A 24,084-nucleotide genomic window follows, 5' to 3' on the forward strand; every position below is an offset into this window, starting at 1 on the left:
CGCGCTCGTGCAGCCGAATTCCGCACTCGCGTGGTCCGGCCCAGGTTCGGTGGCGCAAAAGGCGAGCAGCCGCCCGCTCCGCTCTCGGCACCGGCAGCGGCCCCCCGAATGTGGGGTTCGCGTGCCTGAACGTGGAACTCGGCTGCCTGAACGTGGAACACGCCCGGCGTACTCCTCCGGCCGGGCGTGTCCCACCCTCAAGCCGCCGAGTTCCACACTCGGGCACCCGAGTTCCACGTTCGTGCAGCCGAGTTCGACACTCGCGTGGGCAGCCTGCGCCCGCCGGACCGAAGGGGTAAGGCACCACCCGCAGTACTCCCCGGAACCGGCGACGGCCCCGAATGCGGGGTTCACCCGCCCGAATGTGGAACTCGGCTGCCTGAGTGTGGAGTTCGGGTGCCTGAACGTGGAGTTCGGCTACCTGAGTGTGGGGTTCGGCTGCACGAGTGTGGAGTTCGGGTGCGTGAGTGTGGGGTTCGGGGGGATGGGGGTGGGTTAGAGGAGGCCGGCGCCGGAGGGGACGGTGGTGGGGATGGTGGCCGGGTTGTCGACGGTGTAGGCGTAGTAGGTGCTGGGTTCGACGACGCTGCCGGAGGTCTGGGGTACGCCGGAGCCGGTGTAGATGTTGTTCCGTTCGACGGCTCGACCCGGGCCGCTGTCCGCGTAGCCGACCACGACCGGGTGCGGCACGGTCTCGAAGTAGTTCCCCTCCACCAGCACCCCGGCGTTCATCGTGGTCGCGACGCCGTAGGCACTCGTGGCGCGGTAGTAGTTGTTGTACACGTGCACCGGCTCACCGAAGCGCACCCGCGGGTGCCGCTGCGCCGAACCGTCGAAGAAGTTGTGGTGGATGGTGACCTTCAGGTGCCCGGTGTCCTCGGAGGCGTTGCCGTCCGAGTGCCCGATCAGCATGGTCTTGTCCGTGCCCTGGAACCAGTTCCACGAGATCGTCACGTAATCCGCCCCGCGCACCACGTCGATCGCGCCATCGGCCGGACCGGAGAATTCGTTGTGGTCGATCCAGATGTGGTGCGACTCCTTCCCGACGTTGATCGCGTCGTCCTCGGCCGCGGTGAACCTGATGTTGCGCACGATCACATTGGACGACCGGTGGAAGTCCAGACCCCCGCCGGTGATCTCCGCCGAAGAACCCAGCCCGACGATGGTCTTGTTCGGCCGCACGCCCTGCTTGCTCTCGATCGCGATCCGCCCCGACACCTGGATGGTCAGCGGCCCGATCGTATCGATGTACTGCAGCAGCTCCGAAGTCGTGCTCGCGGTGACCACCTGGCCACCCGCACCACCGGTGGTCCCGTTCTGCCCCAGTGCGTTCACCCCGGCGAAACCGTCCACAGCGGCCGCCGCCGCGGTGGCGACCCGGCCGACACCGGCGCCCGCCTGCACGATGCCCGGCACGTTCGCGGCCGGATCGGCGGTGTAGGAGTAGTACGTTCCCGGCTCGGTCACCGTGCCGCGGGTCTCGATCTCATGGTTGCAATCGACCAGGATGTTGTCCCGCGCCACCATCCGCCCGAGCTCGCCGCTGAATTCGACCCGGCCGGGGTTGTTCACCGTGTCGAAGTAGTTCCCCTCGGCCACCACCCCGGCGTTCATCGTCGAAGCGATGCCGTAGCTCAGCTCGCGGTAGTAGTTGTTGAACACGTGCACCGACTCGGCGAACCGCACCCGTGGATTGCGCTGGTCCGAGCCGTCGAAGAAGTTGTGGTGGTAGGTGACGCGGAGGCGGCCGATGTCCTGCGCGCCGTTGTCGTCGTCGTGCCCGAGCAGCATCGTCTTGTCGTGGTCGTGGAACCGGTTCCACGACACCGTCACGAAATCCGAACCACGCTTGATGTCCACGGCACCATCGTCCCCATTGGACAGATCGTTGTGGTCGATCCAAATGTGGTGCGAGAACATCTGGACGTTGATCAGATCGTCCGTGGCGCCCGAGAGCGAAAGGTTCCGGATGATCACGTTGTGCACCGCGTTCGACGGCGGCGTCGTCACGTCGTCGTCGACCGGCAGGCCGATGTTGAGCCCGCCACCGACCAGCCGGGCGTCGCTGCCCAGCCCGATGATGGTCTTGTCGGAGGCGACGCTGTGCATCCCGTCCGTCGACCCCGTCGGCAGGGTGATCGTGCCGGCCACCTGGATGACGTACGGGCCGGGCCGCGCGATGTGGTCGAGGAACCCGGCCGCCGTCGTCACGGTGACCACGGGACCACCCGCCCCACCCGTGGTCCCGTTCTGGCCGAGAGCGTTCACACTGGCGAAACCGACCGGGCCGTCGGCCACGGCCGCGCTCGCCGGCGGCGCGGTCACCGCCAACGCCCCGAACACCAGCACCGCGAGTAATCGACGCGATCGCACCGCAAGCTCTCCCATACCGCCACTGTCACCGCCACGGCATGCACAATCACGCCCACCACGTGCACGATTCCGTCCGGCGGCGCCAGAAGTTACCGTGGCAGCATGGACGACAGGCCGATCACGGTGGCACAACGCAACTACCGGCAGCACGCCGAAGCGCTGGAGCGCATGGGCAACCGCGAGCGCTTCACCTACATCTTCCAGTCGAACCTGTGGGAGTCGGAATCGGTGTCCGGCCCCGGTTCCGAACTCGAGCAGACCCGCGACCTGCGCACCAAGCTGCCAGAATCGCTGGCGCACTTCGGCGTGCGGACGCTGCTCGACCTTCCCTGCGGCGACTTCGGCTGGCTCAGCGGCGTGGACCTCGGCGTCGAGCGGTACATCGGCGCCGACATCGTGCCCGGCCTGATCGACCGGAACCTCGAGCGGTACGGGCAGGATCCGGCACGCGAGTTCCGCGTGCTCGACCTGACCTCGGACGCCCTGCCGCAGGCCGACGCCGTGCTCTGCCGCGACTGCCTCGTCCACCTGAGCTACGAAGACATCCGGCGCGCCATCGCCAACCTCCGCCGCAGTGGCTCCCGCTACCTCCTGACCACCACCTTCCCCGAGACGACCGCGAACACCGACATCTCCACGGGCGACTGGCGCCCGCTGAACCTGTGCCGCGAACCGTTCGGCTTCCCGGAGCCGCTGATGGTGCTGTTCGAGGGCTGCACCGAAGAGGACGGCGCCTTCGCCGACAAGGCACTGGCGCTGTGGGAGATCGACAGCCTCCCCAGCACGGCCGACGTGAAGCCGGACTAGGCGCCTCGTGCTCCCGAAGAAGGTGGAGGACACTTGTTCAGGCGAAATCGAGCTGGTCCGACCAGTGCACTACTAGCTTTTTCTCCGACAGGTCACCCCACCCCGCAGCGGCGGTGACCCCGTCGCCGACGGCGAAGCGGGGGCACCGACTCCGTTCAGTGGCCACCAACCGACACTGCCAGTCAGATAGCGGGCTTACAGCGGGCGGAGGAATGTAACGCCCTACAGTGATCACGTGGAGGATTCCCACGCCGGCAAACTCGCCCGTGTCGCAGCGGCGATGAACGAGCGCGCCTCCGAGGTGACCGCCGAGCTGGTGAACCTCTACGAGCGCGAACTCCCCCACCTCGTGCACGACGACGAGAGCATGGTCAGCCTGCTCTCCGCGAGCGTCTACCAGAACATCGACACCGCGCTGCGCATCTTCGAGCACGGCATCGATCCCACCCGGGTGGAGGCACCGGCCGCCGCGATCGAGTACGCCCGGCGGCTCGCGCAGCGCGGCACCTCGGTGATCGACCTGATCCGCGCCTACTACCTCGGCCAGATGGCCGTGCTGGACCTGGCGATCCAGGAAGGCGTGCGGCAGAACCGGAACGCCGACGACCTCGGCGCGCTGACCCGCCAGGCGCTCAGCGGCGCGTTGATCTTCATCGACCGGGTCACCCAGCAGGTCGTCGCCGCCTACGAAGAGGAGCGCGACACCTGGCTGCTCAACCGCAGCGCGGTGCGCGCGGCGCGGGTCCGCTCCCTGCTCGACGGCGAGGGCGTGGACATCGGCGCCAGCGAGACCGCCCTGGGTTACCGGTTGCGCGGCGCCCACGTCGGGCTGGTCGCCTGGTACGCCGAAGGCTCACGCCCGGCTCACCCGCTGGCCGGGCTGGAGGCGCTGGCGGGACGGCTGGCCGCCGCTCGCTCGGGCGGCGTGCGGCCGCTGTTCGTGCCCAACGACGAGTTGTGCGCCTGGGTGTGGCTGCCCGTCGAGGAGGCCACCGGGCCGACCGACGAGGAACTCGAGAGCGCGCTGGCCCCGGACGCGGAGGTGCGGGTCGCGGTCGGCGAACCCGGCCGCGGGGTCGAAGGTTTCCGGAAGAGCCACCGGCAGGCGGCCCGCGTGCACGCGCTGGCGGTCGCGGCCGGTGACGACTGTGACCGGGCACTGACCTTCCGTGACGTCGGCGCGATGGCGCTGATGACCTCGGACTTCCCGGCCATGCGGGCCTGGGTCGAGGACACCCTGGGCGAGTTGGCGCAGGAAGACGAGCAGCACGAGCGGCTGCGCGACACGCTGCGCGTCTTCCTGGCCGAGGGCGGCAGCTACACCGCCGCGGCCGAGCGGCTGCTCATGCACAAGAACTCCGTGCAGTACCGCGTGCGCAAGGCGCAGGAACTGCTCGGCAGGCCCGTGGCGGGCAACCGGCTCGACGTGGAACTGGCGCTGAACCTGTGCCACCGGCTCGGGGCCGCGGTCCTCGGAAAGCGGTAGGACGGCTTTTCGGTCCGCCGGACCAGACGGTTCGCGATTCCTTGGTCCGTTGGCACGAAGCCCGGTGCTCCGCACGGCCCTAGCCTTGCTTCCATGGAACACGTGGATCCGGCTCAGCCGATGATGGTCGTTCGCTTGCTGCGCGGCGTCGTCGGTGAGACGAGACGCGTGTCCCACCTCGTGCCCGCGCATCTGGACAGCGCGCTGCCGAGCGAGCTTGAGGCGTTGTGCGGCGAACTGCTTCAGGCCGGTCAAGCGGAACTGCTGTCCGGGCTGCGCGGCATGCCGTGCGACCGGTGCCTGGCGCTGTCCGCCCGCCGCCTCCGGCAGAGTCTGGTCCGCGCTTCGTAGCTCACAGGCATTGAATCGCTGACGCGGGCCAGCATCCCGGCCAGTTCGGGATGGGACGGGCAGCGGGCGCGGAAGCTGCTATCGTCGAAGGCGGTATTTCCGGATCAGGAGCGTTGACGTGGCAGGTGCAGACGACATCTCCGGGTGAGACCCGGACCTAGCAGGCCATCGGCGGGCTGTTCGCACAGCCGGCGTGGCCATGTCGTCGTCCACCGAAGCCATTCGGGGCGCTTCCTGCCCCGACCACGTTCCCCGAGGTCTTTTCCATGTCCGACGCCTTCGTCGTCTGCTCCGCGCTGTCCTTTTCCTGGCCCGACGACACGCCCGTGTTCGACCGGTTGTCCTTCTCCCTGCCCGGCGGCCGCACCGGGCTGGTCGCGCCGAACGGTGCCGGGAAGTCCACTTTGCTCAAACTGGTCGCCGGTGAGCTGCGGCCTGCGGCGGGCAGCGTCTCGGTCGGCGGCCTGTTCGGCTACCTCCCCCAGGACCTGCCACTGACCGGTGAGCTGAGCGTCGCCGAAGTGCTGGGCGTCGCGGAATCCCTGCGAGCACTGGAAGCCATCGAATCCGGGGACACCGACGAAAAGCACTTCACCGCCATCGGCACCGACTGGGACATCGAGGAGCGCACCCGCGCCCAGCTCGCCCGGCTCGGCCTCGGTGAGATCGAGCTCGACCGCCGCCTGAACACCCTCAGCGGCGGGCAGATCGTGTCACTCGGGCTGGCCGCCCAGTTGCTCAAGCGACCCGACGTGCTCCTGCTCGACGAGCCCACCAACAACCTCGACCTCGACGCCCGGCGCAAGCTCTACGAGGTGCTCGACGACTGGACCGGCTGCCTGCTCGTGGTCAGCCACGACCGCGCCCTGCTCGACCGGATGGACCGCATCGCCGAGCTGGACTCCGACGAAATCCGGTTCCACGGCGGCAACTTCACCGACTACGAGCAGGCGGTGCGGGCCGCGCGCGAGGTCGCCGAGAAGAACATCCGCAACGCCGAGCAGGACGTCAAGCGCGAGAAGCGCGAGATGCAGCAAGCACGTGAGCGGGCCGCCCGCCGGGCAGGCAACGCCAACCGCAACCTCGGCAACGCCGGACTGCCCAAGATCTTCGCGGGCACGATGAAGCGCAACGCGCAGGAGTCGGCCGCCAAGGCCGACGGTACGCACGCCGCCCGGCTCAGCTCGGCCAAGGCCAAGCTGGACCAGGCCGAACGGTCCCTGCGCGAGGATCAGAAGATCGCACTGGAGCTGCCGCAGACCGCGGTGCCCGCCGGGCGCACGCTCTTCCTCGGGGAACGGCTGAAGGTGCGGGACCTGTTCGCCGGCGAGGGCGCCGACCTGGCCATTCGCGGTCCCGAGCGGATCGCGCTGACCGGGGCCAACGGCTCGGGCAAGTCCACGCTGCTGCGCATCGTGCACGGCGAGAACGAGCCGGACAGCGGCGAAGTGCGCCGGGTCGACGGGCGGATCGCCTCCCTGTCCCAGCGCCTCGACCTGCTCGACCCGGACCGCACGGTGGCTGAAAACTTCGCCGCTTTCGCGCCGGGAATGCCGCCGGCGCAACGGATGAACACGCTGGCCCGCTTCCTGTTCCGTGGGGCGCGGGTGCAGTTGCCGGTCGGCGTGCTCTCCGGCGGGGAACGACTGCGCGCCACCCTGGCCTGCGTCCTGTTCGCCGAACCGGCGCCACAACTGCTCCTGCTGGACGAGCCCACCAACAACCTCGACCTTGTCAGCGCCGAGCAGTTGGAAAGCGCGCTGAACGCGTACGAGGGCGCGTTCGTTGTGGTCAGCCACGACGAACGCTTCCTGGCCGCCGTCGGGATCGAGCGCTGGCTACGGCTCGAGCACGGCAGCCTGCGGGAAACCGGTGCGCCCGTCCAGGCCGACTGAGGCGGGAAAGCCATGCCTCACACGGCTTTGGTCGCGCGCGACCTCGTGCGCGCCTTCGATGGACGGCGCACTGCTCCGCGAAGCAGCCCTCGGTCTGCCGGGTGAGTCCGATGTGGACAAACCGAACCACCTCTCCCCCAGCCTGTGCGATGAACTGTTGAAGCAGAGTCCGCTACCAGGCGGTCCTGACGTGCGAAGGGCTGTTCAGCTGCTCGATCAGATCGCCGAAACCGGGCGGGAACCGGGTGACGAGGCTGTCGCCGATGACCCCGGTCGCGCTGTCGTCGTGGTGGGCGACCGGTTCGAGAACCGGGGAGCCGGGTTGCCACCAGTACACCGCCGGGCTGAGCTGGGCGGGACCGGAACTGGCTGCCTCCTCGTAGTGCTCCGCGGCCAGCTCGGCGATCTCCCGCAGGGCGAACTGGGCGTCGGCGCCTTCGCGCAGCACGTGGAAGACCAGCATGCCGTGGTTCGGCATGGCGACCAGCACACCGTACGGCGACTCGGGCGAGCCGGTGACGGCTTCGACGACGTAGGGCATGACCAGCACGGTCGAGGCGACGTAGTCCCCGCCGGTGAAGACGAAGACCTCGTCGCTCGCCGCGAACTCGGTGGGCAGCTGCCCGCACAGGTTGTGCAGCCCGGCCTCCATGAGCCGGTCGAACCCGTGCCGCCGGACCTGGTCGTCGTTGAGGATGGCGATGTGGCCGGGGTGGTCGATGGCGAGCACCAGCAGCAGGCCGGGCGCGACCTGTCTGGCGTAGGACCACCATTCGACCGGGCTCCCGTCGACCGGCCGCACCCGCGCGTAGACGCGATCGAGGAGTTGCTCGGTGGGCAGATCCGCGTCGGAACCGCCGGTCAGAGCGCCGAGGACGCGCTCGAGGCAGGCGTCGACCAGATCGGCCCACTGGTCCATCGGGGCGCCGTCCACCGCGTCGGCCACCGGGGCGAGGCCGAAGCCGAGCTGCTCGGGCTCGAGCACCTCCACCTCGTCCTCGTGGACCGCGATCCGCATGCCGATGAACACCGGGCTGCGCCGGACCAGGTGCCGCAGCCGCTCGTACTGGTTCGCCGTGAGGTTGTGCACCGCCGGGAGGCTACAAGATCAACAGCCCGGGTCCGGGGCGTTTTTCGGATACTCCGCTGTGGACGCGGCGACATCCCCGGCGGGGACCGGGGTGCTCGGGGTCGCGTTCATTGTTAGGCTGGCTCAGTGTCCGAAGAGCCTCGCTCAGACGATCGGCTCCGGGTACTGGAAGCCATCACCGATTCGGCGCTGAGCCATCTAGAGTTCGACAAGTTGCTGGTCGCCCTGCTCGAACGCGTTCGCACGCTGCTCGAGGTCGACACCGCGACCGTCCTGCGGCACGACCCGGCCGCCGGGGTGCTGAGCGCGGTCGCCTCCTCCGGCATCGAGGAGGAGGTCTTCCAGGGCGTCCGCGTGCCGGTCGGCGCCGGGTTCGCCGGCACCATCGCCGCCACCCGCCGCCCGCTGGCGCTGGACCAGGTCGGCCCCGACACCGTGGTCAACCCCCTGCTGTGGGAACGCGGCCTGGCCACCCTGCTCGGCGTCCCGCTGCTGGCCGCGGAAAGCCTGGTCGGCGTGCTGCACGTCGGCTCGGTGACCCAGCGGGAGTTCACCGACACCGACGTCGAACTGCTGCAGATGGTCGCCACCCGGCTCGCGCTGGCGGTCCAGCTCGAGGACGCCGCCGCCGACCAGGCCGCCGCCACCGCGCTGCAACGCGGGCTGCTCCCCGCGCACCTGCCCGCCATCGGCGAACTCGACTTCGCCGCCCGGTACGTGCCCGGCACGAACACCGGGGTCGGCGGCGACTGGTACGACCAGTTCGAACTGCCCGGCGGCCGGATCGGAGTGGTGATCGGCGACGTGGCAGGCCACGGACTCGGCGCCGCCGTGGTGATGGGCAGACTACGCAGCGCCCTGCGCGCGTACGCGCTGGACTACGAGGATCCCGCGGACGTGCTCACCAAACTCGACCGCAAGGCCAAGCACTTCGAAACCGGCGTGATGGCCACCGTCGGCTACGGCGTGCTCGACGCGGCGCACGAGCGGATGACCATCTCGCTGGCCGGGCACCTCCCGCCGGTGCTGGCCGGGCCCCACGGTCCGGCGGCGGCCGTGCCGATCGAGCCGGACCCGCCCATCGGCCTGCCGATCGCCGTGCCCCAGCGCCACAGCACCACGATCGACGTGCCACCGGGCACCCTGCTCTGCTGGTACACCGACGGGCTGGTCGAGCGCCGCGGCAGCTCGATCGACGACGGCCTGCGCAAACTCGTCGCCACCGTCACCGCCGGCCCGCCGGAGCAGGTGTGCGCCGCGGTGATGACCGAACTCGTCGGCCGGGACCCGGTACCGGACGACATCGCGATGCTCCTGCTCCGGCGCCGGGCACTTGCGCTGGAGCGCGCTCCAGGTCCTAGCGTGGGTGGCACGCCACCCGACTGAGGAGACCGAACCATGGAGCTGGGCTTTCACCTCCCAATTTTCGACATCGACGGCGGCACCGGCGCCATCGCCGGTGAGCTGGCCAGGGTGGGGGCGGCCGCCGAGGCGTCCGGGGCGAGCTGGCTGTCGTTCATGGACCACTACTTCCAGATCGAGCCGACCGGCCTGCCCGCGGAAGCGAACATGCTCGAGGGCTACACCACACTCGGCTTCCTCGCCGCCCACACCAGCACGATCGACCTCGGCCTGCTGGTGACCGGCGTGACCTACCGCCATCCCGGCCTGCTCGCCAAGATCGTCACCACGCTGGACGTGCTCTCCGGCGGCCGGGCCGTGCTCGGCGTCGGCGCGGCGTGGTTCGAGCGCGAGCACCACGGCCTCGGCGTGCCCTACCCGCCGGTCAGCGAGCGGTTCGAGCGCCTGGAGGAGACGCTGCGCATCTGCGCGCAGATGTGGGACCCGGCCGACAACGGGCCGTTCGAGGGCAAGCACTACCAGCTGACCGAGACGCTCTGCTCGCCGCAGCCGATCAACCGCCCCCAGGTGCTCATCGGCGGTGGCGGGGAGCGCAAGACGCTGCGCCTGGTCGCGCAGTACGGCGACGCGTGCAACCTCTTCGGCTCCTCGCCGGAGGACGTCCGGCACAAGCTGGACGTTTTGCGCGGGCACTGCGACGACGTCGGGCGGGACTACGCGGACATCCGCAAGACGATCATCGCCAACAACCCGCAACCGGGCCCGGACAACCGGGACGAGTTCGTCCGCGCCATGGCTCCCTACGCCGAACTCGGCGTGCAGACCGTGATCGTCACGCCGACCACCGGCTCACCGGCGGCCTGGATCGACGGCATGGCCCCGGCCGTGCCGCGGCTCGCCGAACTCGGCTAGGACGATTCGCAGGTAACGTTGGGGCATGACCCAGACAGAGCAGCGAACCCGGCCTCCCCGCGCGCGGCGGCGCGGGGTGTTCGCGGGTGTGGTCGTGCTCGCCCTGCTGCTGTTGTTCGGCGTGCCGTGGGCGACGATCGTGCTGCCGTGGCCGGAACCCGTCGCACTGGCCGGCTCTGTCCTTTTCGGACTCGCGATGCTTTCGTTCCCGGTGCTGATGTTCCTCGGCCACGGCCGCGGGAGTGACCGGGCCGCGGTGGTGGCGGACACCACACTCGGCGTCGTCTGGGTGCTGTTCTCGTGGTCGGTGCTGAGCCTGCTCGCGCGGGTGGCGCTGCTGGGCGTCGCCGAACCGCTGCGGTCGCAGCTGGTGGCCGTGCTCGTGCTCGGCGTGAGCCTCGTACTGGTGCTCTACGGGGTGCGCGAGGCGATGCGGGTGCCGCGGGTGCGCCGTGTCGAGGTGACGCTGCCCCGGCTCGCCGCCGGTTTCGACGGCACCACCGTGGTCGTGCTGACCGACACCCACTTCGGGCCGATCGACCGGACGCGGTGGTCGGAGCGCACGGCCGCGGTGGTGAACGGGCTGGAGCCGGACATCGTGTGCCACGCGGGCGATGTGGCCGACGGCACGGTGCAGCAACGGCGATCCCAGGCGGCACCGCTCGGCACCATCAGTGCGCGCCTGGCCAAGGTGTACGCCACCGGCAACCACGAGTACTTCGGCGAGGCGCAGGCGTGGCTGGACCACCTGGCCTCGCTCGGCTGGGAACCGCTGCACAACCGCCACATCGTCGTCGAACGCGGCGGGGATCGCCTGGTGCTGGCCGGGATCGACGATGCCACCGCCCAGGCGTCCGGCCTCGAAGGCCATGGCGCCCGGCTCGACGCGGCACTCGACGGCGTGCCGGAGAACACCGCGATCCTGCTGCTGGCCCACCAGCCCAAGCAGATCGCCGGAACCGCCGGGCAGGTCGACCTGCAGATCGCGGGACACACGCACGGCGGGCAGATCTGGCCGTTCCACTACCTCGTGCGCACCGACCAGCCGGTGTTGCAGGGGCTGTCCCACCACGGCACGACGCAGCTCTACACCAGCCGGGGCTCGGGTTTCTGGGGTCCGCCGCTGCGGGTGTTCGCACCGAGCGAGATCACCCTGCTCACCCTGCGCGCGCCGAACTGAGCGACCCGCGCAGCAGCGTGACGACCGCCCGCGTGGCACGGGTGGCGACGTCCTCTTCGGACACTCGCGCGCCGGTCAGGAAGTCGCCGGTGTCCAAGGTCACGTAACCGTGGGCCAGCGCGATGATCTGCTCGATCGACCGCAGCGCCTCGGCGGGCTCCGGGTGCCCGGCGTCGCGGGCCAGGTCGAGCAGCAGCGCCATGAGTTTCCGCCCGGCCTCGGCCAGGGCCTCGTCCCGCAGCGGGCGTAGTTCCCGCGCGAAGATCACATCGAACCCGGCCCGGCGCGTGGCGGCGAAGCGCACGTAGGCACCGGCGGTGGCCGCCAGCCGGTCGACCGGGTCTTCGCCGGCGTCCGCCGCGGCGGCTTCCATCGCCTCGGTGAGCTCGCCCGCCGCCTGGGTGGCGACGGCGGCGAGCAACTGGTCGCGATCCCGGAAGTGGCGGTAGGGCGCCGCCGTGCTCACGCCGAGCCGACGCGCGAGTTCGGCGACGGAGAACCCGGCGAGCCCGCTCTCGGCCAGTAGCTCGAAGCTCGCGGTGATCAGCGCCTGCCGCAGCTCTCCACGAGGACGGCGAGCTGGTTTCCCGGTGGCCACGGCACCGCTCCCTTGACTCGAAGTAAGAAGGCTCTTACTTTATAAGTGATAGACCTCTTACTTCAAGGAGACACGCTGATGGACAGCAAGGTCGTGGCGATCACCGGCGCGAGCAGCGGGATCGGGGAAGCCACCGCGCTCCTGCTCGCCGCCGACGGCGCGAAGGTGGTGCTCGGGGCACGGCGCTCCGAACGGCTCGAAGCACTGGCGGACCGCATCACCGCCGCGGGTGGCACGGTGGCCTGGATCCGCACGGACGTCCGGCGGCGGGAGGCCCTGGCAGCGCTCGTCGCCTGCGCTCAGGCCGAGTTCGGCAGGCTCGACGTCCTGGTCGGCAACGCGGGCATCGGCCCGATCTCACCCCTCGACGACCTGCGCGTCGAGGACTGGGAGCAGATGGTCGAGGTCAACTTCAAGGGCGTGCTCTACGGGGTCGCGGCCGCGCTGCCGGTGTTCCGGGAGCAGCGGAGCGGGCACTTCGTCAACGTCGTGTCCACCGCGGGCCTGCGCGTGGTCCCGAACCAGGCGGTCTACGCCGCGACGAAGAACGCGGTCCGCACCTTCTCCGAAGGCCTCCGCCAGGAAGCGGGCCCCGACCTGCGCGTGACCTTGATTTCGCCGGGCGTCATCGGCACGGAGTTCGCCGACTCGATCACCGCGCCGGCGGTGCGGGCGCAAATCCTCACGGCTCGCGACAGCTTCGGCATCCCACCGGAGTCGATCGCGCGGGCCATCGCCTTCGCCATCGACCAGCCCGCCGCCGTCGATGTGGGCGACATCGTGGTCCGGCCGACCGCGCAGGCCTGAGCCGTCAGCGCCGCGCGATGGTGAGGTCGTCGCCGCGGAGGACGGCTTGATGGAGGCGGCGGGGCAAGGGGCCGGGTTCGACGCCGAGGTCGTCCACCAGGCGGCGGCGCAGGCGGTTGAACACGCCCAGGGCGTCGGCGCGTCGGCCGCTGCCGTAGAGGGCGCGCATCAGCAGGGCGGCGAGTGGCTCGCTGTGCGGGTGGGCCGAGGTCAGGACAGCCAGTTCGCCGATCGCGTCGGCGTATCGGCCCATACGCAGTTGCAGTTCCAGTTTTTCTTGCAGCACAACGATCCTGCGTTCGGTCAGCCGCCGTCGCGCGCCTTCGGCGAAGGGGCCGGGCAGGCCGGACAGCGGCTCGCCCTGGTACAGCGCCAATGCGTCGGTGTACCGGCCGACCGCGGCGGTCAGGTCTCCGGCATCGGCGAGGGTGGCCGCGTCGGCGGTGATTCGCTCCAGCGTGTCCACGTCCGACTCGACGCCCTCGCCGGAAAACCGGTAGCCGCCCCGATCCCGGCCGATCACCGACTCCCCCGGGCCGTCACCGGGCCGCAGGCACTTGCGCAGCCGGTAGACGTACACCGGCACCACCTGCGCGGCAGGCGGGTCCATGCCCCACACCGCGCCGAGCAGTTCACCGCGGCTGACCGGCACTCCGGCGCGCAGCACCAGCACCGCGAGCAGTGCCTGCTGCCGCACCGGCCCCAGGTCCACCGGTTCCGCGCCACGCCAAGCCCGCAGCGGACCGAGGACCGCCAGCCGGAGCGGAAGTACCGGGACCGGCTGGGAACCGACCACGGAAAGCCGGGGTTCCTCCTCGCCCAGCCCGAGCCTGGCCACGATCCGCCCGAGGTGGTGCTTCACCGCGACCTCGGCGATGGACAGCTCGGCGGCGATCTCCGCGGTGGACAGGCCACGGCCGACCGCCCGCAGCACACCCCGCTCGCGCGCGGTCAGCAACGCGGCGGGCGAGTGGACCTCTTGGGCTTGGGTCAGCACCACGGCGGGCTCTCCGTTCTCGGCTGTCTGGCCTTCTTCCTCGATGCTGCTGCCGGTGCCCGGCCCGAACCAGGCCGGGCACCGGCCGTATGTGGCCGGTCCCGCTAGAGTCCGGTTCGTGACGGGCCGGTTCAGTGCGCTGCTGCGGCAGTTGCGGCTACAGGCGGGGCTGACGCAGGAGCAACTGGCGGAACGCGCCGAAGTGGGGATCCGCACCATCCGCGGCTTCGAGACCGGCGAGCGGGCCAATCCCCGCGTGTTCACCGTGCGGCGGCTGGCCGACGCGCTGGGCGCGGAGCCGGGCGAGCGCGACGAACTGCTGGCTGCCGCGGTCAACGCCGAAGCAACCGGAACAACTGAGACCTCCGTCGACCCAGCGCCCCGGCAACTGCCCGCGCCACCGGGCCGGTTCGTCGGCAGGCGCCGTGAACTCGACCACCTGACCGCCACCCTGGACGGTGCCGCCGCCGAGGGGGCGACGGTGGTGGTCTCGGCGATCAGCGGCGGTGGCGGCGTCGGCAAGACCTGGCTGGCGCTGCACTGGGCCCACCAGCACCTGGCGGACTTCCCGGACGGCCAGTTGTTCGTCGACCTGCGTGGGTTCTCCCCCAGCGGCCGGCCGATGACCTCGGGTGAGGCGATCAGGGGCCTGCTCGAAGCGCTCGGCGTGCAGCCCGCCGCGATCCCGGCCGACGCGGACGCCCAGGCCGGGCTGTACCGGAGCCTGGTGGCGGGCAGGCGGATGCTGATCGTGCTGGACAACGCCCGCGACAGCCACCAGGTCGCGCCCCTGCTGCCCGGCGGCCCGGCCTGCACGGTCGTGGTGACCAGCCGCGACCGCCTGGCCGGGTTGGTCATCGCGCACGACACCCGGCCGATCACGCTGGACCTGCTGTCCGAAGTGGACGCCCGTGACCTACTGCGGGCCCGGCTCGGCGAGCAGCGGCTGGCCGCGGAGCCGGACGCGACCGCGGATCTGCTGGCGTCCTGCGCGGGGCTGCCGCTGGCGCTCGCCGTGGTGGCCGCCCGCGGCGCGCTCCGGCCCGACATCCCGCTGGCCGCGCTGGCCGCCGAACTGCGCGACGCCGCCACCCGGCTGGGCGCGCTCGACGCCGACGATCCGGCCGCCAGCGTGCGTGCCGCCGTCTCGTGGACCCACGCCGCGCTCGAACCCGAGCAGGCCGAGTTGTTCGCCCTGCTCGGGCTCGCCCCCGGGCCGGACATCAGCCTTCCCGCCGCCGCCTGCCTCGCCGGGCTCCCGGTCGAGCGCGTGGCCCAGGCATTGCGCCGGCTGGAACGGATCTCCCTGCTGGAGGAGCACACGGCCGGGCGCTTCCGCATGCACGACCTGGTCCGGCTCTACGCGACCGAACGCGCGCACCAGGACCTCTCCCCCGGTACGCCGGACGCGGCCTTGCGGCGGCTGGCCGAGTTCTACCTGCACACCTCGTTCGCCGCCGACCGCTTGCTCAGCCCGCAGCGCCAGCCGATCGAACTGCCCGAGCCCGACGAGGCGTGCCCGCCACAGCGGCTGGCCGACCAGGGCGCGGCCTGGGCCTGGTTCGACGCCGAGCACACCAACCTGCTGGCCACGCACCACCTCGCGGTCGACCGGGGCTGGCACGCCCTGATCTGGCGACTGGCGTGGGCGCTGCAGAGCTTCCGGTGGCGGCGGGGTCTGCTCGACGAGAACGTGTCGATGTGGCGGGCCGGGCTGCTCGCCGCCGAGCGCTCGGGCGATCCGGCCGCGCAGATCCTGGCCCACCGCCTGCTCGCCCGCGCCTACGTGCTGACCGGCCTGCGCGCGGACGCGTCGCAGCACATCCGGCGGTCGCTGAGCCTGGCCGAGGAGGCCGGTGACGTGCTCGCTCAGGCCAACGCCCACCACGGCTTCACCCTGATCTGGTCGGGGCAGGACGCCCGGAGGGCGGTGAAGCACGCCCTCGCCGCACTGGAGCTCTACCAGTCCATCGGCTACCGAGTCGGGGAAGCCGACGCGCTCAACACCGCGGGCTGGCACGAGGCTCACCTGGGCGAGTACGACCAGGCGCGCGTCCACTGCGAAGCCGCTCTCGTCCTGCACCGCGAGCAGCAGGACCGCTTCGGCGAGTGCCTCACGGTGGACAGCCTCGGCTACATCGCCCTCCACAGCGGGCGCCACGCCGAGGCACGCGATCACTACGAGCAGGCCATTGTCCTGCACCGGGGCAACGGCAACACCTACGCCGAACCCGACGCGCTCGAATCGCTCGCCCGGACCGAAGTCCTGCTGGGCAGGCCCGAGAAGGCACGGGCCGCGCTGGAACAGGCACTGGAACTGTACGAGAGCCAGCACCGCGAAGAGGAAGCCGAACGGGTCCGGCTGGCACTCGGCTCGCTGAACTGAATCGCTTGCGGCAACGGGAAATCATCGGGATTTCATTGCCCGGCGCTAGCGTGCGCCGCGACGAGCACGCTGACGTTAGGGAGGGACGCGCGATGGCGCGCAAGAAAAGATGGCTCGCGGTGGCAGCAGTGGCGCTGGCCACCACCGCGACCGTGACGGCCACGGCACCCGGCGCCGAGCCGGGCGCGACGACGATCCGCTACACCGAATTCGGCATCCCGCACATCACCGCGTCGAGCTTCGAAGGTCTCGGCGAGGGCTACGGGTACGCGGCCGCCAAGGACAACATCTGCACGCTGGCGAGCACCTACCTGATGGTGAACGCCGAGCGGTCGCGGTACCTCGGCCCGGACGGTTACGCGAACACCGGGACCTCGGGCGGCACGAACAACCTCAACAGCGACCTGTACTTCCAGCGGATCAAGGACAACGGCACGGTGGAGCGGCTGGTCGGCCTGCCCGCGCCCAACGGTCCCGAGCCGGAGGTGAAGGAGACCGTCCGCGGTTACGTCCAGGGGTACAACCGGTACCTGGCCGAAACCGGCGCCGGCGGCATCACCGACCCGGCCTGCCACGGCGCCGCCTGGGTCCGGCCGATCACCGAACTGGACGTCTACCGGCACGTGCACTCCGAGGTCATCATGGGCGCCGCCCAGTACCTCCTGGACGGGCAGGTCACCGCGGCACCGGCGGTCGGCTCGGCCGAGGCACCCGCCGAAGACACCGAGAACTCCGAAGACACCACGGCCACCGGCGAGAAGATCGTCGAGGCGATCTCCGCGGGGCACCGGCACGGGGTCGGCAGCAACGCGCTCGCCGTCGGTTCGCAGGGCGTCGCCGGTGGCGGCAGCATGCTGCTCGGCAACCCGCACTTCCCGTGGCAGGGCAAGAACCGCCTGTGGCAGAGCCAGCTGACCATCCCCGGCCGGTTCAACGTCTCCGGCGCGAGCCTGCTCGGCCTGCCCGTGGTCAACATCGGGCACAACGACGACGTGGCGTGGAGCCACACGGTGGCGACCGTGGCGCCGTTCGGCCTGTTCGACGTGCAGGTCGACCCGCTGAACCCGACCAAGTACCTGGTCGACGGCCAGTGGGAGGACATGACCGCCCAGCAGGTCAGCGTGGCCGTGCGCAACCCGGACGGCACGACGGGAGAGGTGAGCCGGACGCTGTGGTCCACGCGGTACGGCCCCATCACCACCTCGCTGGCCGGTGTCCCGCTGCCGTGGGTGGTCAGCGCGCACGCCGTGCGTGACGTGAACATGGACAACCTGCGCGCGGTGAACACCTGGTTCCGGCTGGACCAGGCCCGCGACACCGACGACGTGGTGCGCATCCTGGAAAGCACGCAGGGCAGCCCGTTCTTCAACACCGTCGCCTCGGACCGCAAGGGCAACGCGCTGTACGCGGGCATCCAGGCGGCGCCTAACATCACCGACGAGCACGCCCAGTCCTGCCTCACCCTGACCGGCCAGGCCACGTTCTACGGCCTGCGGCTGCCCGGCACGCCACCGGTGTCCATTCTGGACGGTAAGCGCAGCGCATGCGATTGGCCCGCCGATCCGAACGCGGTCGCGCCCGGCCTGCTCGACCCGAAGAAACAGCCGCGGCTCACCCGTGCCGACTTCGCGGGCAACGCGAACGACAGCCCCTGGCTGGCGAATCCGGCCGAGCCGTTGTCCTACCCGCGCGTGATGGGCGACATGAACACGACCCGATCGACCCGGACGCAGGAGCTCATCCTGACCGCGCAGAAGCGCCTCGACGGCACCGACGGGTTGCCCGGCAAGGGTTTCACGCCGGAGTCGATGCGAAGCCTGCTGTTCGCCGACCGCAGCCGGACCGCGGAACTGGCCCTCGCGGACACGGTGAAGATGTGCCGGGGCTTCCTCGGCGGGCTGGCACCGTACAGCGGTGGCCTGGTCAACGTGAGCGAGGCCTGCCCGATCCTCGCCGCGTGGGACGGTACGTACCGATCGGACAGTCGCGGGGCCTGGCTGTTCGAGAAGTTCTGGGCGAACCTGCCCGTGCCGGACCTCGGCGTGGGCCCGGTCGAGACGGCGCCGTGGAAGGTGGGCTTCAACCCGGCTGATCCGGTGCACACGCCCCACACGCTGGACACCGGCCGGGCGGACGTGTGGCTGGCGTTCGGCAACGCCGTGCACGCGCTGCGGAAAGCCGGAATTCCTTTGGACGCCCCGATTTCGGCCGTGCAGACGGTGACCCGCGACGGCGAGCGCATCCCGATCCACGGCGCTCCGGGCTCGCTGGGCGTGCTCAACGTGATCACGCCGGGCGTCGGCGCGGCGGGTGAGCCGGAGGTCACCTGGGGCTCGAGCTTCATCCAGCAGGTGTCGTTCACCGGCGACGGCCCGCCGCAGGTGTCGACGCTGATGACGTACTCGCAGTCGGCCGATCCCACGTCACCGCACCACGCCGACCAGACGAAGCTGTTCTCGGCGGGCCAATGGGTCACCGGCCGGTTCACCGAAGAGCAGATCGCCGCTTCCCCGGCCCTGCACACCACCACGCTCGACTAGCGCCCACCCACCGAGCAACGCTATGAGTGGGGCATTACTTGCGTTCAATGCTAGTAATGCCCCATTCATAGCATTGGCCACCGCCTCCGGGGTCAGCTCTGGTCGCAGAGCACGGTGGTCACGGTGACCCCGCGGTGCACCGATCCCCCGCCGCCGACGGAATCGCTTTCGCCGCCGATGTTGTTGATGACGTTCGCCGCGACGAAGGCGGACCGGCCGTCGGTGGTGGCCGCGGCGACCGACTGGTAACCGGGCCAGAGGCCGTAGTGACCCCACGCCTCACCACCGCACGGCAGCGGGAACCGTTCCAGCCCCAGGCCGTAGCCGTGCACCGGACCGCCGGGCGCCGGCTCCAGCATTTCGGCCAGTTGCGCGGGCGGAACCACTTCCCCGGCCATCAGCGCCTGGAAGAACCGGGTCGCGTCGGCCCCGGTGGTCACCAGGCCACCGCCGGACAGGCCGACGCTCGGCTCGATCAGCTCGGTGAAGTCGACATAGAGGTACCGGCCGACGTACCCGCGGACGTGTCCCGGCGGCAGGCGCTTGTCCCCCGGCGTGGGCAGGTAGGTGCCGGTCAGGCCGAGCGGGCCGGTGATCCGGCCTGCCAGCTCCTGGTCGTAGCTGTTCCCGGTGACCCGCTCGATGATCATCCCGGCCAGGATGAAGTTGGTGTTCGAGTACTGCTGGCCCGCGCCCGGCGCGAACAGCGGCGGCTGCGCGAGACCCCAGCCCGCGACCTGGGCCAGCGTGTGCGGCCGGAGGTGCTCGATCGGGTTGATCCCGCCGCCCAGCCACAGGTACTCGTTGACCCCGCTGGTGTGGTTGAGCAGCTGCCGGACGCTGATCAGGTCGCCGTCGTAGCCGTTGCCCTGGACCACGCCGGGCAGGTAGGTCTCGACCGACGCGTCCAGGTCGACCCGCCCCTCGGCGACCAGTTGCAGCACGATGGCCGCGGTGAACGGCTTGGTCAGGCTGCCCGCGCGGAGCCTGTCACCGGAACCGAACGGGCGGTTTTGGCCCAGCGCAGTGGTTCCGCTGGTGACGCCCCACATCCGGGCCTGTTCGCGGACGACGGCGGCGGCGCCGGGAGCGCCGTTGCTGCTCCGGTAGGTGTCGACGGCCGCCTGGGTGACGGCGTGGTCCTGCGCGGACGCGGGCGCGACGAGCACCACGCCCGCCGAGAGGACCAGTGCGGTGAGCGCGGCTTTCGCCTTCATGGCCGAGTCCTCCCCGCGCTCAGTTGTCCACCGGCGTGAACCCGGCGCCGGGGGCGTCCGGGCCGCGCGTGGCGATGTCGTCGAGGATGTTCTTCGCGCTGGTGTAGACGAACGGCGGCATGGTCAGCGCCACCCGCGTCACGATGCCTGCCCACTCGGTCGCGGTGCCGTCGTTCCTGGCCACCACCAGCGGGCCGCCGGAGTCACCCGGCACGTTCACCGCGAACGAGGTGATCAGCCCGTCCGCGTTGGACCCCACCAGCCCGCAGGTCTTCCCGGTGGTCCGGCCGTCCTTGCACACGTTCGAGCCCACCGCGGGCAGGCCGCCCTCGAGCACGCGGTCGATCCGCAGGGCCGGGCCGTTGCTGCTCAGCGTCACCTTGGCGGGGTCGTACTCGATCACCGCGTAGTCGTGGAACGCCTGGTCCGCCGAGACGTGGGCGTAGTGCCCGATCGGCCCGAGGTCCCGCTTGCCGGGGTAGTACAGGTCGCCGCCACCGGCGCAGTGGGCCGCGGTGATCCCGATCAGCCTGCCCGCGTTGTCCGTGCCGACCGGCCCGAGGGTGCACAGGGTCAGCCCGGCGCCGTGGTCGAGCTGCAGCCCGTTGGTGACGACCACCTTTTCCTGCGCACCGGCCCCCGGTGCGAGCACCAGCCCGGCCGCCGCCACCACACCGGCCACCAGCGCCCAGCGCGAAGCCCTTGTGGAAACCATGAAGAACCACCCCTCGTCTCTCGCCCGGCACCCGTCGCGCCGAGCGAAGCCAACCTAGGCAGCGGCGATGAAATCCTGACGAAACCCCGATTCCGGGCCGGTGACCCGCCAGGATGACGGGATGATAGCCAGAACCTGGTCCGCGCGAGCGACCGAGCAGGGCGCGGAGAACTACCGCGTCTACTTCGAGCACACCCTCCTTCCCCGACTCCGCGAGTTACCCGGTTTCTCCGGTGCCTACCTGCTCTCCCGCGAGCACGCCGGGCTGGTCGAGCTGACCACGCACACGCTGTGGGAGTCACCGGCGGCCATCCGCGCCTTCGCCGGTGAGGACCCTGCCGCCGCGGTCGTCGAACCCGAGGCCCGCGCGTTCCTCCGCGCGAGCGACTCGCGGGTGGTCCACCGGACCGTGCTCCTCGCGACGGGCACCGATTAGTTCCGTGCCGCGAACTTGTCGGTACCGGGTGAGAGAGTCATCCGCGGAAGCGAGGAGGAGCCACGATGGCGACCGAACCCACGGGCCTGCAGGTCTCGGAGTTCAGCGAACCGGGCAGCACGGTGGTGCCGTGGGCCGAGGTCGAGCGGGTGCTGCGCGAGTCGGAGATGTTCTGGCTGTCCACCGTGCGCCGGGACGGGCGCCCGCACGTGGTGCCCCTGCCCGCCATGTGGCTGGACGACAGGCTGCACTTCTGCACCGGGGCGCACGAGCAGAAGGCCCGCAACCTCGAGGCGAACCCGCGGTGCGTGCTCACCACCGGGACGAACTCCTACCGGTCGGGCCTCGACGTGATCGTCGAAGGCACGGTGGCGCAGCTCCGCGACGAGGAGACGCTGACCGTGCTGGCGGGGATGTGGCGCGACAAGCTCGACTGGCCGTTCGAGGTGGTCGACGGCCAGTTCAGCGACCCCGGCAACGACGACCACCGCGCCCCGGTCTACGCCGTGACCCCGGCCAAGGTGCTGGCCTTCGGCAAGGCCCCGTACCGGCAGATCCGCTACACCTTCGGCGATTCCTGATGGTGCAACGCGGTCTCCAGCGCGTCCTCGGCCGCGCAGGCGAGGTCGGGGACCACGCCGATCTGCTCCCAGTTGGTCCCGGTGACCGCGTTGACCGAGCGCGCGCTCGGCAGGTGCAGTTCCAGTAGGTCGGTGAGCGCGATCGCCTCGACCGGGTGCGCGCCGCCCCCGGTCGTCTCGCCGACGATCTTCGCGCGCTGGAGCGCCTGCAGGTTGTAGGCGAGTTCCTCGCACCCGGAGAAGGTCTGGCTGCTGGTCAGCACCAGGATCGGCGCGTCGATCCTGGTCGCCGCGGGCGTCGTCCAGTACTGGCGCGAAGGGCCGCCGCGTTCCTCGATGTCCTGCAGGTGCACCGGTTCCTTGCCGAGCAGGTAGCCGCAGATCAGCGCCACCGTCCGTGGAGTGCCGCCGCGGCCTTCACGCAGGTCGATCACCAGCGAGGTGGCCGAGGAAAGCAGCGTGAACGCGGCGCGGACGTACGGCTCGGCGAGGTGCACGGGCGAAAGGTACGGCGCGATCTGCAGCACTCCGGTGCCGCCGTCGAGCAACCGCACCTGCCGGATGCCGCCCGCGTTGCGCTGGGCCTCGGCGGTGTGCAGCGCTTCGTACTCCGCGCTGCCGAATCCGGTCGCCGCGCCTTGCGGGCGGTACCGCACGCGCAGGTGGCGGTCGTTGTTGACGCATTGCAGGCGGCGGGTCAACGTCTCGGCGATCGCCTCCGGCGCGAGACCCGCCAGCTCAGGAGCCAGCTCAGCGACGCCTTCGGCGATGGTGGAGGCGTCGCTTTCGAGGATGTAGCGCTCGCGGACCAGCGCCTGGAGTTGGTCGAGCAGTTCAGGGATTCCGATCATGAGCGCAGTCAAGCAACGGGCTTGCGCAAGCGACAACCATCCTTGACGCTTGAGCCGTGCCCGAGGTCATCCACGCCACCAGCCCGGTCCAGATGCGGGCCTTCGCGCATCCGACGCGACACCGGATCTGGCGGGACCTCGGTCCCGAAGGGGCGACCATCAGCCAACTGGCCCACCGCCTTCGCGTCAACAAGGGCAACATCGCGCACCACCTCGGGGTGCTGGCCGAGGCGGGCCTGGTGCGGAAGGGGCCCACGCGGACCGTGCGCGGTGGCACCGAGCAGTACTTCGTCAAGACCGCGGCCAAGGTCAGGTTCGGTCCCGGGGAGAACGGCGTGGCCACGAAGGCGATGCTGGCCACGATCGCCGACGAGATCCCCGCCGGCGACGAGGACGCCCTGCTGCTGCACCGGGTGGTCCGGCTGACCGCGGCGCAGGCCAGTGCGTTGCAGGACCACCTCGAGTCGGTGGTGCACGACCTGGCCCCGGCGAACGAACGCGAAGCCGGGTACGGGGTGCTGGTCGGTCTCTACCGCCGCGCCTGACACGCACCGGCCTTGGCCGCCCCCGACGCCTACCTTCTCCTGCGCCGCCGCGGCCAGCGGGGACGCGGGTACATCCAGTTCACCTACTGAGCCGTCACAGCGTGGCGTGCGGGGCGGGGACCATCTTGGTCATCCGCGGTGAGGGCAGCACGCCGAGTTCCCGGTGCAGCAGGCCCCGGTAGTGCTGGTAGTGCCGCAACGCGGAACCGGTGTTGCCCTGCGCCAGGTGCACCGCGATCACCGTGCAGTGCGCGCTTTCCCGCACCGGGTCGATGGCGATGGCGGTCAGCGCGGCCTCCAGCGCGGCCAGGTGCGAGCCCGCCGAGAGCAGACGCCGGGCGATCGCCTCCAGGGTGTGCAGCCGGACCTGTTCCCAGCGCTGCCGTTCCGCCACCAGCCACTCCTCCGACCAGTACGGCAGCAGGTCCCGGCCGAGGAGCCCGGCCAGCCACTCGTCGGCGCCGGGGTCGGCGCGGTGGGCCGAGTCGAGGGCACGGCTGAGGTCGACCGCGACCAGCGGGAACAGGCGCAGGTGCTCGGTGGCCGCCTCGACGACCGGGTGCTCGGTGGACCGCCGCACCTGCCACAGCGCCTGCCGCAGGTTGGCCGCCGCGCGCTGCCGCCTGCTCCCCGGCCACAACTGCTCGGCCGCCGCCGAGCGGTTCACCGGGAACCCGTTCCGGACGCCGAGAAAAGCCAGCAGCCGCTGCGCGCCCCGCGGCAGGGAAACCAGTTCGCTGCCGACCACCAGTTCGAACCGGCCGAGCAGCGTCAAGTGCGAACACCGCGCGGATCTGCCGTCCATCGCCGATTCGCCCATGGTTCTGCCTCATTCCCGTCGTCACCATTCACCGGCTTTCGAGCATCGCACCGCAGGCGTCTCGAGCGCGACTCCCCCGCGCTGCGTCCCACGTCGGTGTCGCTGTCTCCGGTACGTACGCGACAACTTCTCCAC

The 24,084-nt window shown here is 70.7% G+C and carries 21 protein-coding genes; 13 read left to right on the top strand and 8 right to left on the bottom strand.

Annotated elements, in window-relative coordinates:
• Window positions 1-495 precede the first annotated feature (495 nt).
• On the bottom strand, window positions 496-2,349 hold the full coding sequence (locus L3Q67_RS39935; protein WP_499186599.1) for a pectate lyase family protein: 1,854 nt from the start codon (window positions 2,347-2,349) through the stop codon (window positions 496-498).
• 126 nt (window positions 2,350-2,475) lie between these two features.
• Here L3Q67_RS39935 and L3Q67_RS39940 point away from each other — a divergent pair, with 126 nt between their 5' ends.
• From L3Q67_RS39940 to L3Q67_RS39955, 4 genes are all read left to right on the top strand, one after another.
• Window positions 2,476-3,180, top strand: coding sequence for a class I SAM-dependent methyltransferase (locus L3Q67_RS39940; protein WP_499186600.1), 705 nt, complete (start codon window positions 2,476-2,478; stop codon window positions 3,178-3,180).
• Window positions 3,181-3,460: 280 nt separating this feature from the next.
• Window positions 3,461-4,666 (top strand): PucR family transcriptional regulator, encoded by a 1,206-nt coding sequence (locus L3Q67_RS39945; protein WP_499191752.1) that lies wholly within the window; start codon window positions 3,461-3,463, stop codon window positions 4,664-4,666.
• A 93-nt stretch (window positions 4,667-4,759) separates the two neighbouring features.
• Window positions 4,760-5,017, top strand: a complete 258-nt coding sequence (locus L3Q67_RS39950) for a hypothetical protein (RefSeq protein WP_499186601.1) — start codon at window positions 4,760-4,762, stop codon at window positions 5,015-5,017.
• A gap of 266 nt (window positions 5,018-5,283) precedes the next feature.
• Window positions 5,284-6,912, top strand: a complete 1,629-nt coding sequence (locus L3Q67_RS39955) for an ABC-F family ATP-binding cassette domain-containing protein (protein WP_499186602.1) — start codon at window positions 5,284-5,286, stop codon at window positions 6,910-6,912.
• 172 nt (window positions 6,913-7,084) lie between these two features.
• Here the strand turns inward: L3Q67_RS39955 and L3Q67_RS39960 are convergent, their stop codons facing one another.
• Complete coding sequence (locus tag L3Q67_RS39960; protein WP_499186603.1) at window positions 7,085-8,002, bottom strand: hypothetical protein; 918 nt, start codon at window positions 8,000-8,002, stop codon at window positions 7,085-7,087.
• A gap of 126 nt (window positions 8,003-8,128) precedes the next feature.
• Here L3Q67_RS39960 and L3Q67_RS39965 point away from each other — a divergent pair, with 126 nt between their 5' ends.
• Genes L3Q67_RS39965 through L3Q67_RS39975 form a run of 3 tightly spaced genes read left to right on the top strand, consistent with a single transcriptional unit; the run spans window position 8,129 to window position 11,456 of the window.
• Complete coding sequence (locus tag L3Q67_RS39965; protein ID WP_499186604.1) at window positions 8,129-9,388, top strand: PP2C family protein-serine/threonine phosphatase; 1,260 nt, start codon at window positions 8,129-8,131, stop codon at window positions 9,386-9,388.
• A gap of 12 nt (window positions 9,389-9,400) precedes the next feature.
• Window positions 9,401-10,276, top strand: coding sequence for an LLM class F420-dependent oxidoreductase (locus tag L3Q67_RS39970; protein ID WP_499186605.1), 876 nt, complete (start codon window positions 9,401-9,403; stop codon window positions 10,274-10,276).
• A gap of 25 nt (window positions 10,277-10,301) precedes the next feature.
• Window positions 10,302-11,456 (top strand): metallophosphoesterase, encoded by a 1,155-nt coding sequence (locus tag L3Q67_RS39975; protein WP_499186606.1) that lies wholly within the window; start codon window positions 10,302-10,304, stop codon window positions 11,454-11,456.
• On the opposite strand, the gene L3Q67_RS39980 is transcribed toward L3Q67_RS39975, so the two are convergent.
• Window positions 11,434-12,054 (bottom strand): TetR/AcrR family transcriptional regulator, encoded by a 621-nt coding sequence (locus tag L3Q67_RS39980; RefSeq protein ID WP_499186607.1) that lies wholly within the window; start codon window positions 12,052-12,054, stop codon window positions 11,434-11,436. The two genes, L3Q67_RS39975 and L3Q67_RS39980, sit on opposite strands and share 23 nt — an antisense overlap.
• Before the next feature lie 78 nt (window positions 12,055-12,132).
• Between L3Q67_RS39980 and L3Q67_RS39985 the strand changes: the two genes are divergently transcribed.
• Window positions 12,133-12,861 carry an SDR family oxidoreductase gene (locus L3Q67_RS39985; RefSeq protein ID WP_499186608.1) on the top strand — a complete coding sequence of 243 codons (729 nt, stop codon included), beginning with the start codon at window positions 12,133-12,135 and terminating at the stop codon, window positions 12,859-12,861.
• 4 nt (window positions 12,862-12,865) lie between these two features.
• Here L3Q67_RS39985 and L3Q67_RS39990 read toward each other — a convergent pair whose 3' ends face one another.
• Window positions 12,866-13,861 (bottom strand): BTAD domain-containing putative transcriptional regulator, encoded by a 996-nt coding sequence (locus tag L3Q67_RS39990; protein WP_499186609.1) that lies wholly within the window; start codon window positions 13,859-13,861, stop codon window positions 12,866-12,868.
• A 40-nt stretch (window positions 13,862-13,901) separates the two neighbouring features.
• Here L3Q67_RS39990 and L3Q67_RS39995 point away from each other — a divergent pair, with 40 nt between their 5' ends.
• Window positions 13,902-16,244 carry an ATP-binding protein gene (locus tag L3Q67_RS39995; protein WP_499186610.1) on the top strand — a complete coding sequence of 781 codons (2,343 nt, stop codon included), beginning with the start codon at window positions 13,902-13,904 and terminating at the stop codon, window positions 16,242-16,244.
• A gap of 92 nt (window positions 16,245-16,336) precedes the next feature.
• Window positions 16,337-18,784 (top strand): penicillin acylase family protein, encoded by a 2,448-nt coding sequence (locus L3Q67_RS40000; protein ID WP_499186611.1) that lies wholly within the window; start codon window positions 16,337-16,339, stop codon window positions 18,782-18,784.
• A 92-nt stretch (window positions 18,785-18,876) separates the two neighbouring features.
• Here the strand turns inward: L3Q67_RS40000 and L3Q67_RS40005 are convergent, their stop codons facing one another.
• Both L3Q67_RS40005 and L3Q67_RS40010 read right to left on the bottom strand, forming a co-directional pair.
• On the bottom strand, window positions 18,877-20,001 hold the full coding sequence (locus L3Q67_RS40005; RefSeq protein ID WP_499186612.1) for a serine hydrolase domain-containing protein: 1,125 nt from the start codon (window positions 19,999-20,001) through the stop codon (window positions 18,877-18,879).
• A 19-nt stretch (window positions 20,002-20,020) separates the two neighbouring features.
• On the bottom strand, window positions 20,021-20,716 hold the full coding sequence (locus L3Q67_RS40010) for a chymotrypsin family serine protease (RefSeq protein ID WP_499186613.1): 696 nt from the start codon (window positions 20,714-20,716) through the stop codon (window positions 20,021-20,023).
• Between the two features lie 121 nt (window positions 20,717-20,837).
• Here L3Q67_RS40010 and L3Q67_RS40015 point away from each other — a divergent pair, with 121 nt between their 5' ends.
• Together L3Q67_RS40015 and L3Q67_RS40020 are read left to right on the top strand one after the other, a co-directional pair.
• The gene (locus tag L3Q67_RS40015) at window positions 20,838-21,152 is read left to right on the top strand and encodes a hypothetical protein (RefSeq protein ID WP_499186614.1); all 315 of its coding nucleotides are present in this window, start codon (window positions 20,838-20,840) and stop codon (window positions 21,150-21,152) included.
• 65 nt (window positions 21,153-21,217) lie between these two features.
• Entirely contained in the window at window positions 21,218-21,733 is a 516-nt protein-coding gene (locus L3Q67_RS40020; protein WP_499186615.1) for a pyridoxamine 5'-phosphate oxidase family protein, read from the top strand.
• Here the strand turns inward: L3Q67_RS40020 and L3Q67_RS40025 are convergent.
• On the bottom strand, window positions 21,712-22,584 hold the full coding sequence (locus L3Q67_RS40025; protein WP_499186616.1) for a S41 family peptidase: 873 nt from the start codon (window positions 22,582-22,584) through the stop codon (window positions 21,712-21,714). The two genes, L3Q67_RS40020 and L3Q67_RS40025, sit on opposite strands and share 22 nt — an antisense overlap.
• 56 nt (window positions 22,585-22,640) lie before the next feature.
• Between L3Q67_RS40025 and L3Q67_RS40030 the strand changes: the two genes are divergently transcribed.
• On the top strand, window positions 22,641-23,129 hold the full coding sequence (locus L3Q67_RS40030) for a winged helix-turn-helix domain-containing protein (protein WP_499186617.1): 489 nt from the start codon (window positions 22,641-22,643) through the stop codon (window positions 23,127-23,129).
• A gap of 94 nt (window positions 23,130-23,223) precedes the next feature.
• On the opposite strand, the gene L3Q67_RS40035 is transcribed toward L3Q67_RS40030, so the two are convergent.
• Entirely contained in the window at window positions 23,224-23,949 is a 726-nt protein-coding gene (locus L3Q67_RS40035) for an AfsR/SARP family transcriptional regulator (protein WP_499186618.1), read from the bottom strand.
• Between the last annotated feature and the right edge of the window lie 135 nt (window positions 23,950-24,084).

The organism is Saccharothrix sp. AJ9571, from assembly GCF_021725495.1.
GTDB lineage: Bacteria > Actinomycetota > Actinomycetes > Mycobacteriales > Pseudonocardiaceae > Amycolatopsis > Amycolatopsis magusensis.

Excerpts from the sequence above, each read along its gene's own strand:
- L3Q67_RS39940 (WP_499186600.1), top strand. The coding sequence starts at position 2,476 with ATGGACGACAGGCCGATCACGGTGGCACAACGCAACTACCGGCAGCAC.
- L3Q67_RS39945 (WP_499191752.1), top strand. The coding sequence starts at position 3,461 with ATGAACGAGCGCGCCTCCGAGGTGACCGCCGAGCTGGTGAACCTCTAC.
- L3Q67_RS39950 (WP_499186601.1), top strand. The coding sequence starts at position 4,760 with ATGGAACACGTGGATCCGGCTCAGCCGATGATGGTCGTTCGCTTGCTG.
- L3Q67_RS39955 (WP_499186602.1), top strand. The coding sequence starts at position 5,284 with ATGTCCGACGCCTTCGTCGTCTGCTCCGCGCTGTCCTTTTCCTGGCCC.
- L3Q67_RS39970 (WP_499186605.1), top strand. The coding sequence starts at position 9,401 with ATGGAGCTGGGCTTTCACCTCCCAATTTTCGACATCGACGGCGGCACC.
- L3Q67_RS39975 (WP_499186606.1), top strand. The coding sequence starts at position 10,302 with ATGACCCAGACAGAGCAGCGAACCCGGCCTCCCCGCGCGCGGCGGCGC.
- L3Q67_RS39985 (WP_499186608.1), top strand. The coding sequence starts at position 12,133 with ATGGACAGCAAGGTCGTGGCGATCACCGGCGCGAGCAGCGGGATCGGG.
- L3Q67_RS39995 (WP_499186610.1), top strand. The coding sequence starts at position 13,902 with ATGCTGCTGCCGGTGCCCGGCCCGAACCAGGCCGGGCACCGGCCGTAT.
- L3Q67_RS40000 (WP_499186611.1), top strand. The coding sequence starts at position 16,337 with ATGGCGCGCAAGAAAAGATGGCTCGCGGTGGCAGCAGTGGCGCTGGCC.
- L3Q67_RS40005 (WP_499186612.1), bottom strand. The coding sequence starts at position 20,001 with ATGAAGGCGAAAGCCGCGCTCACCGCACTGGTCCTCTCGGCGGGCGTG.
- L3Q67_RS40010 (WP_499186613.1), bottom strand. The coding sequence starts at position 20,716 with ATGGTTTCCACAAGGGCTTCGCGCTGGGCGCTGGTGGCCGGTGTGGTG.
- L3Q67_RS40015 (WP_499186614.1), top strand. The coding sequence starts at position 20,838 with ATGATAGCCAGAACCTGGTCCGCGCGAGCGACCGAGCAGGGCGCGGAG.
- L3Q67_RS40020 (WP_499186615.1), top strand. The coding sequence starts at position 21,218 with ATGGCGACCGAACCCACGGGCCTGCAGGTCTCGGAGTTCAGCGAACCG.
- L3Q67_RS40025 (WP_499186616.1), bottom strand. The coding sequence starts at position 22,584 with ATGATCGGAATCCCTGAACTGCTCGACCAACTCCAGGCGCTGGTCCGC.
- L3Q67_RS40035 (WP_499186618.1), bottom strand. The coding sequence starts at position 23,949 with ATGGGCGAATCGGCGATGGACGGCAGATCCGCGCGGTGTTCGCACTTG.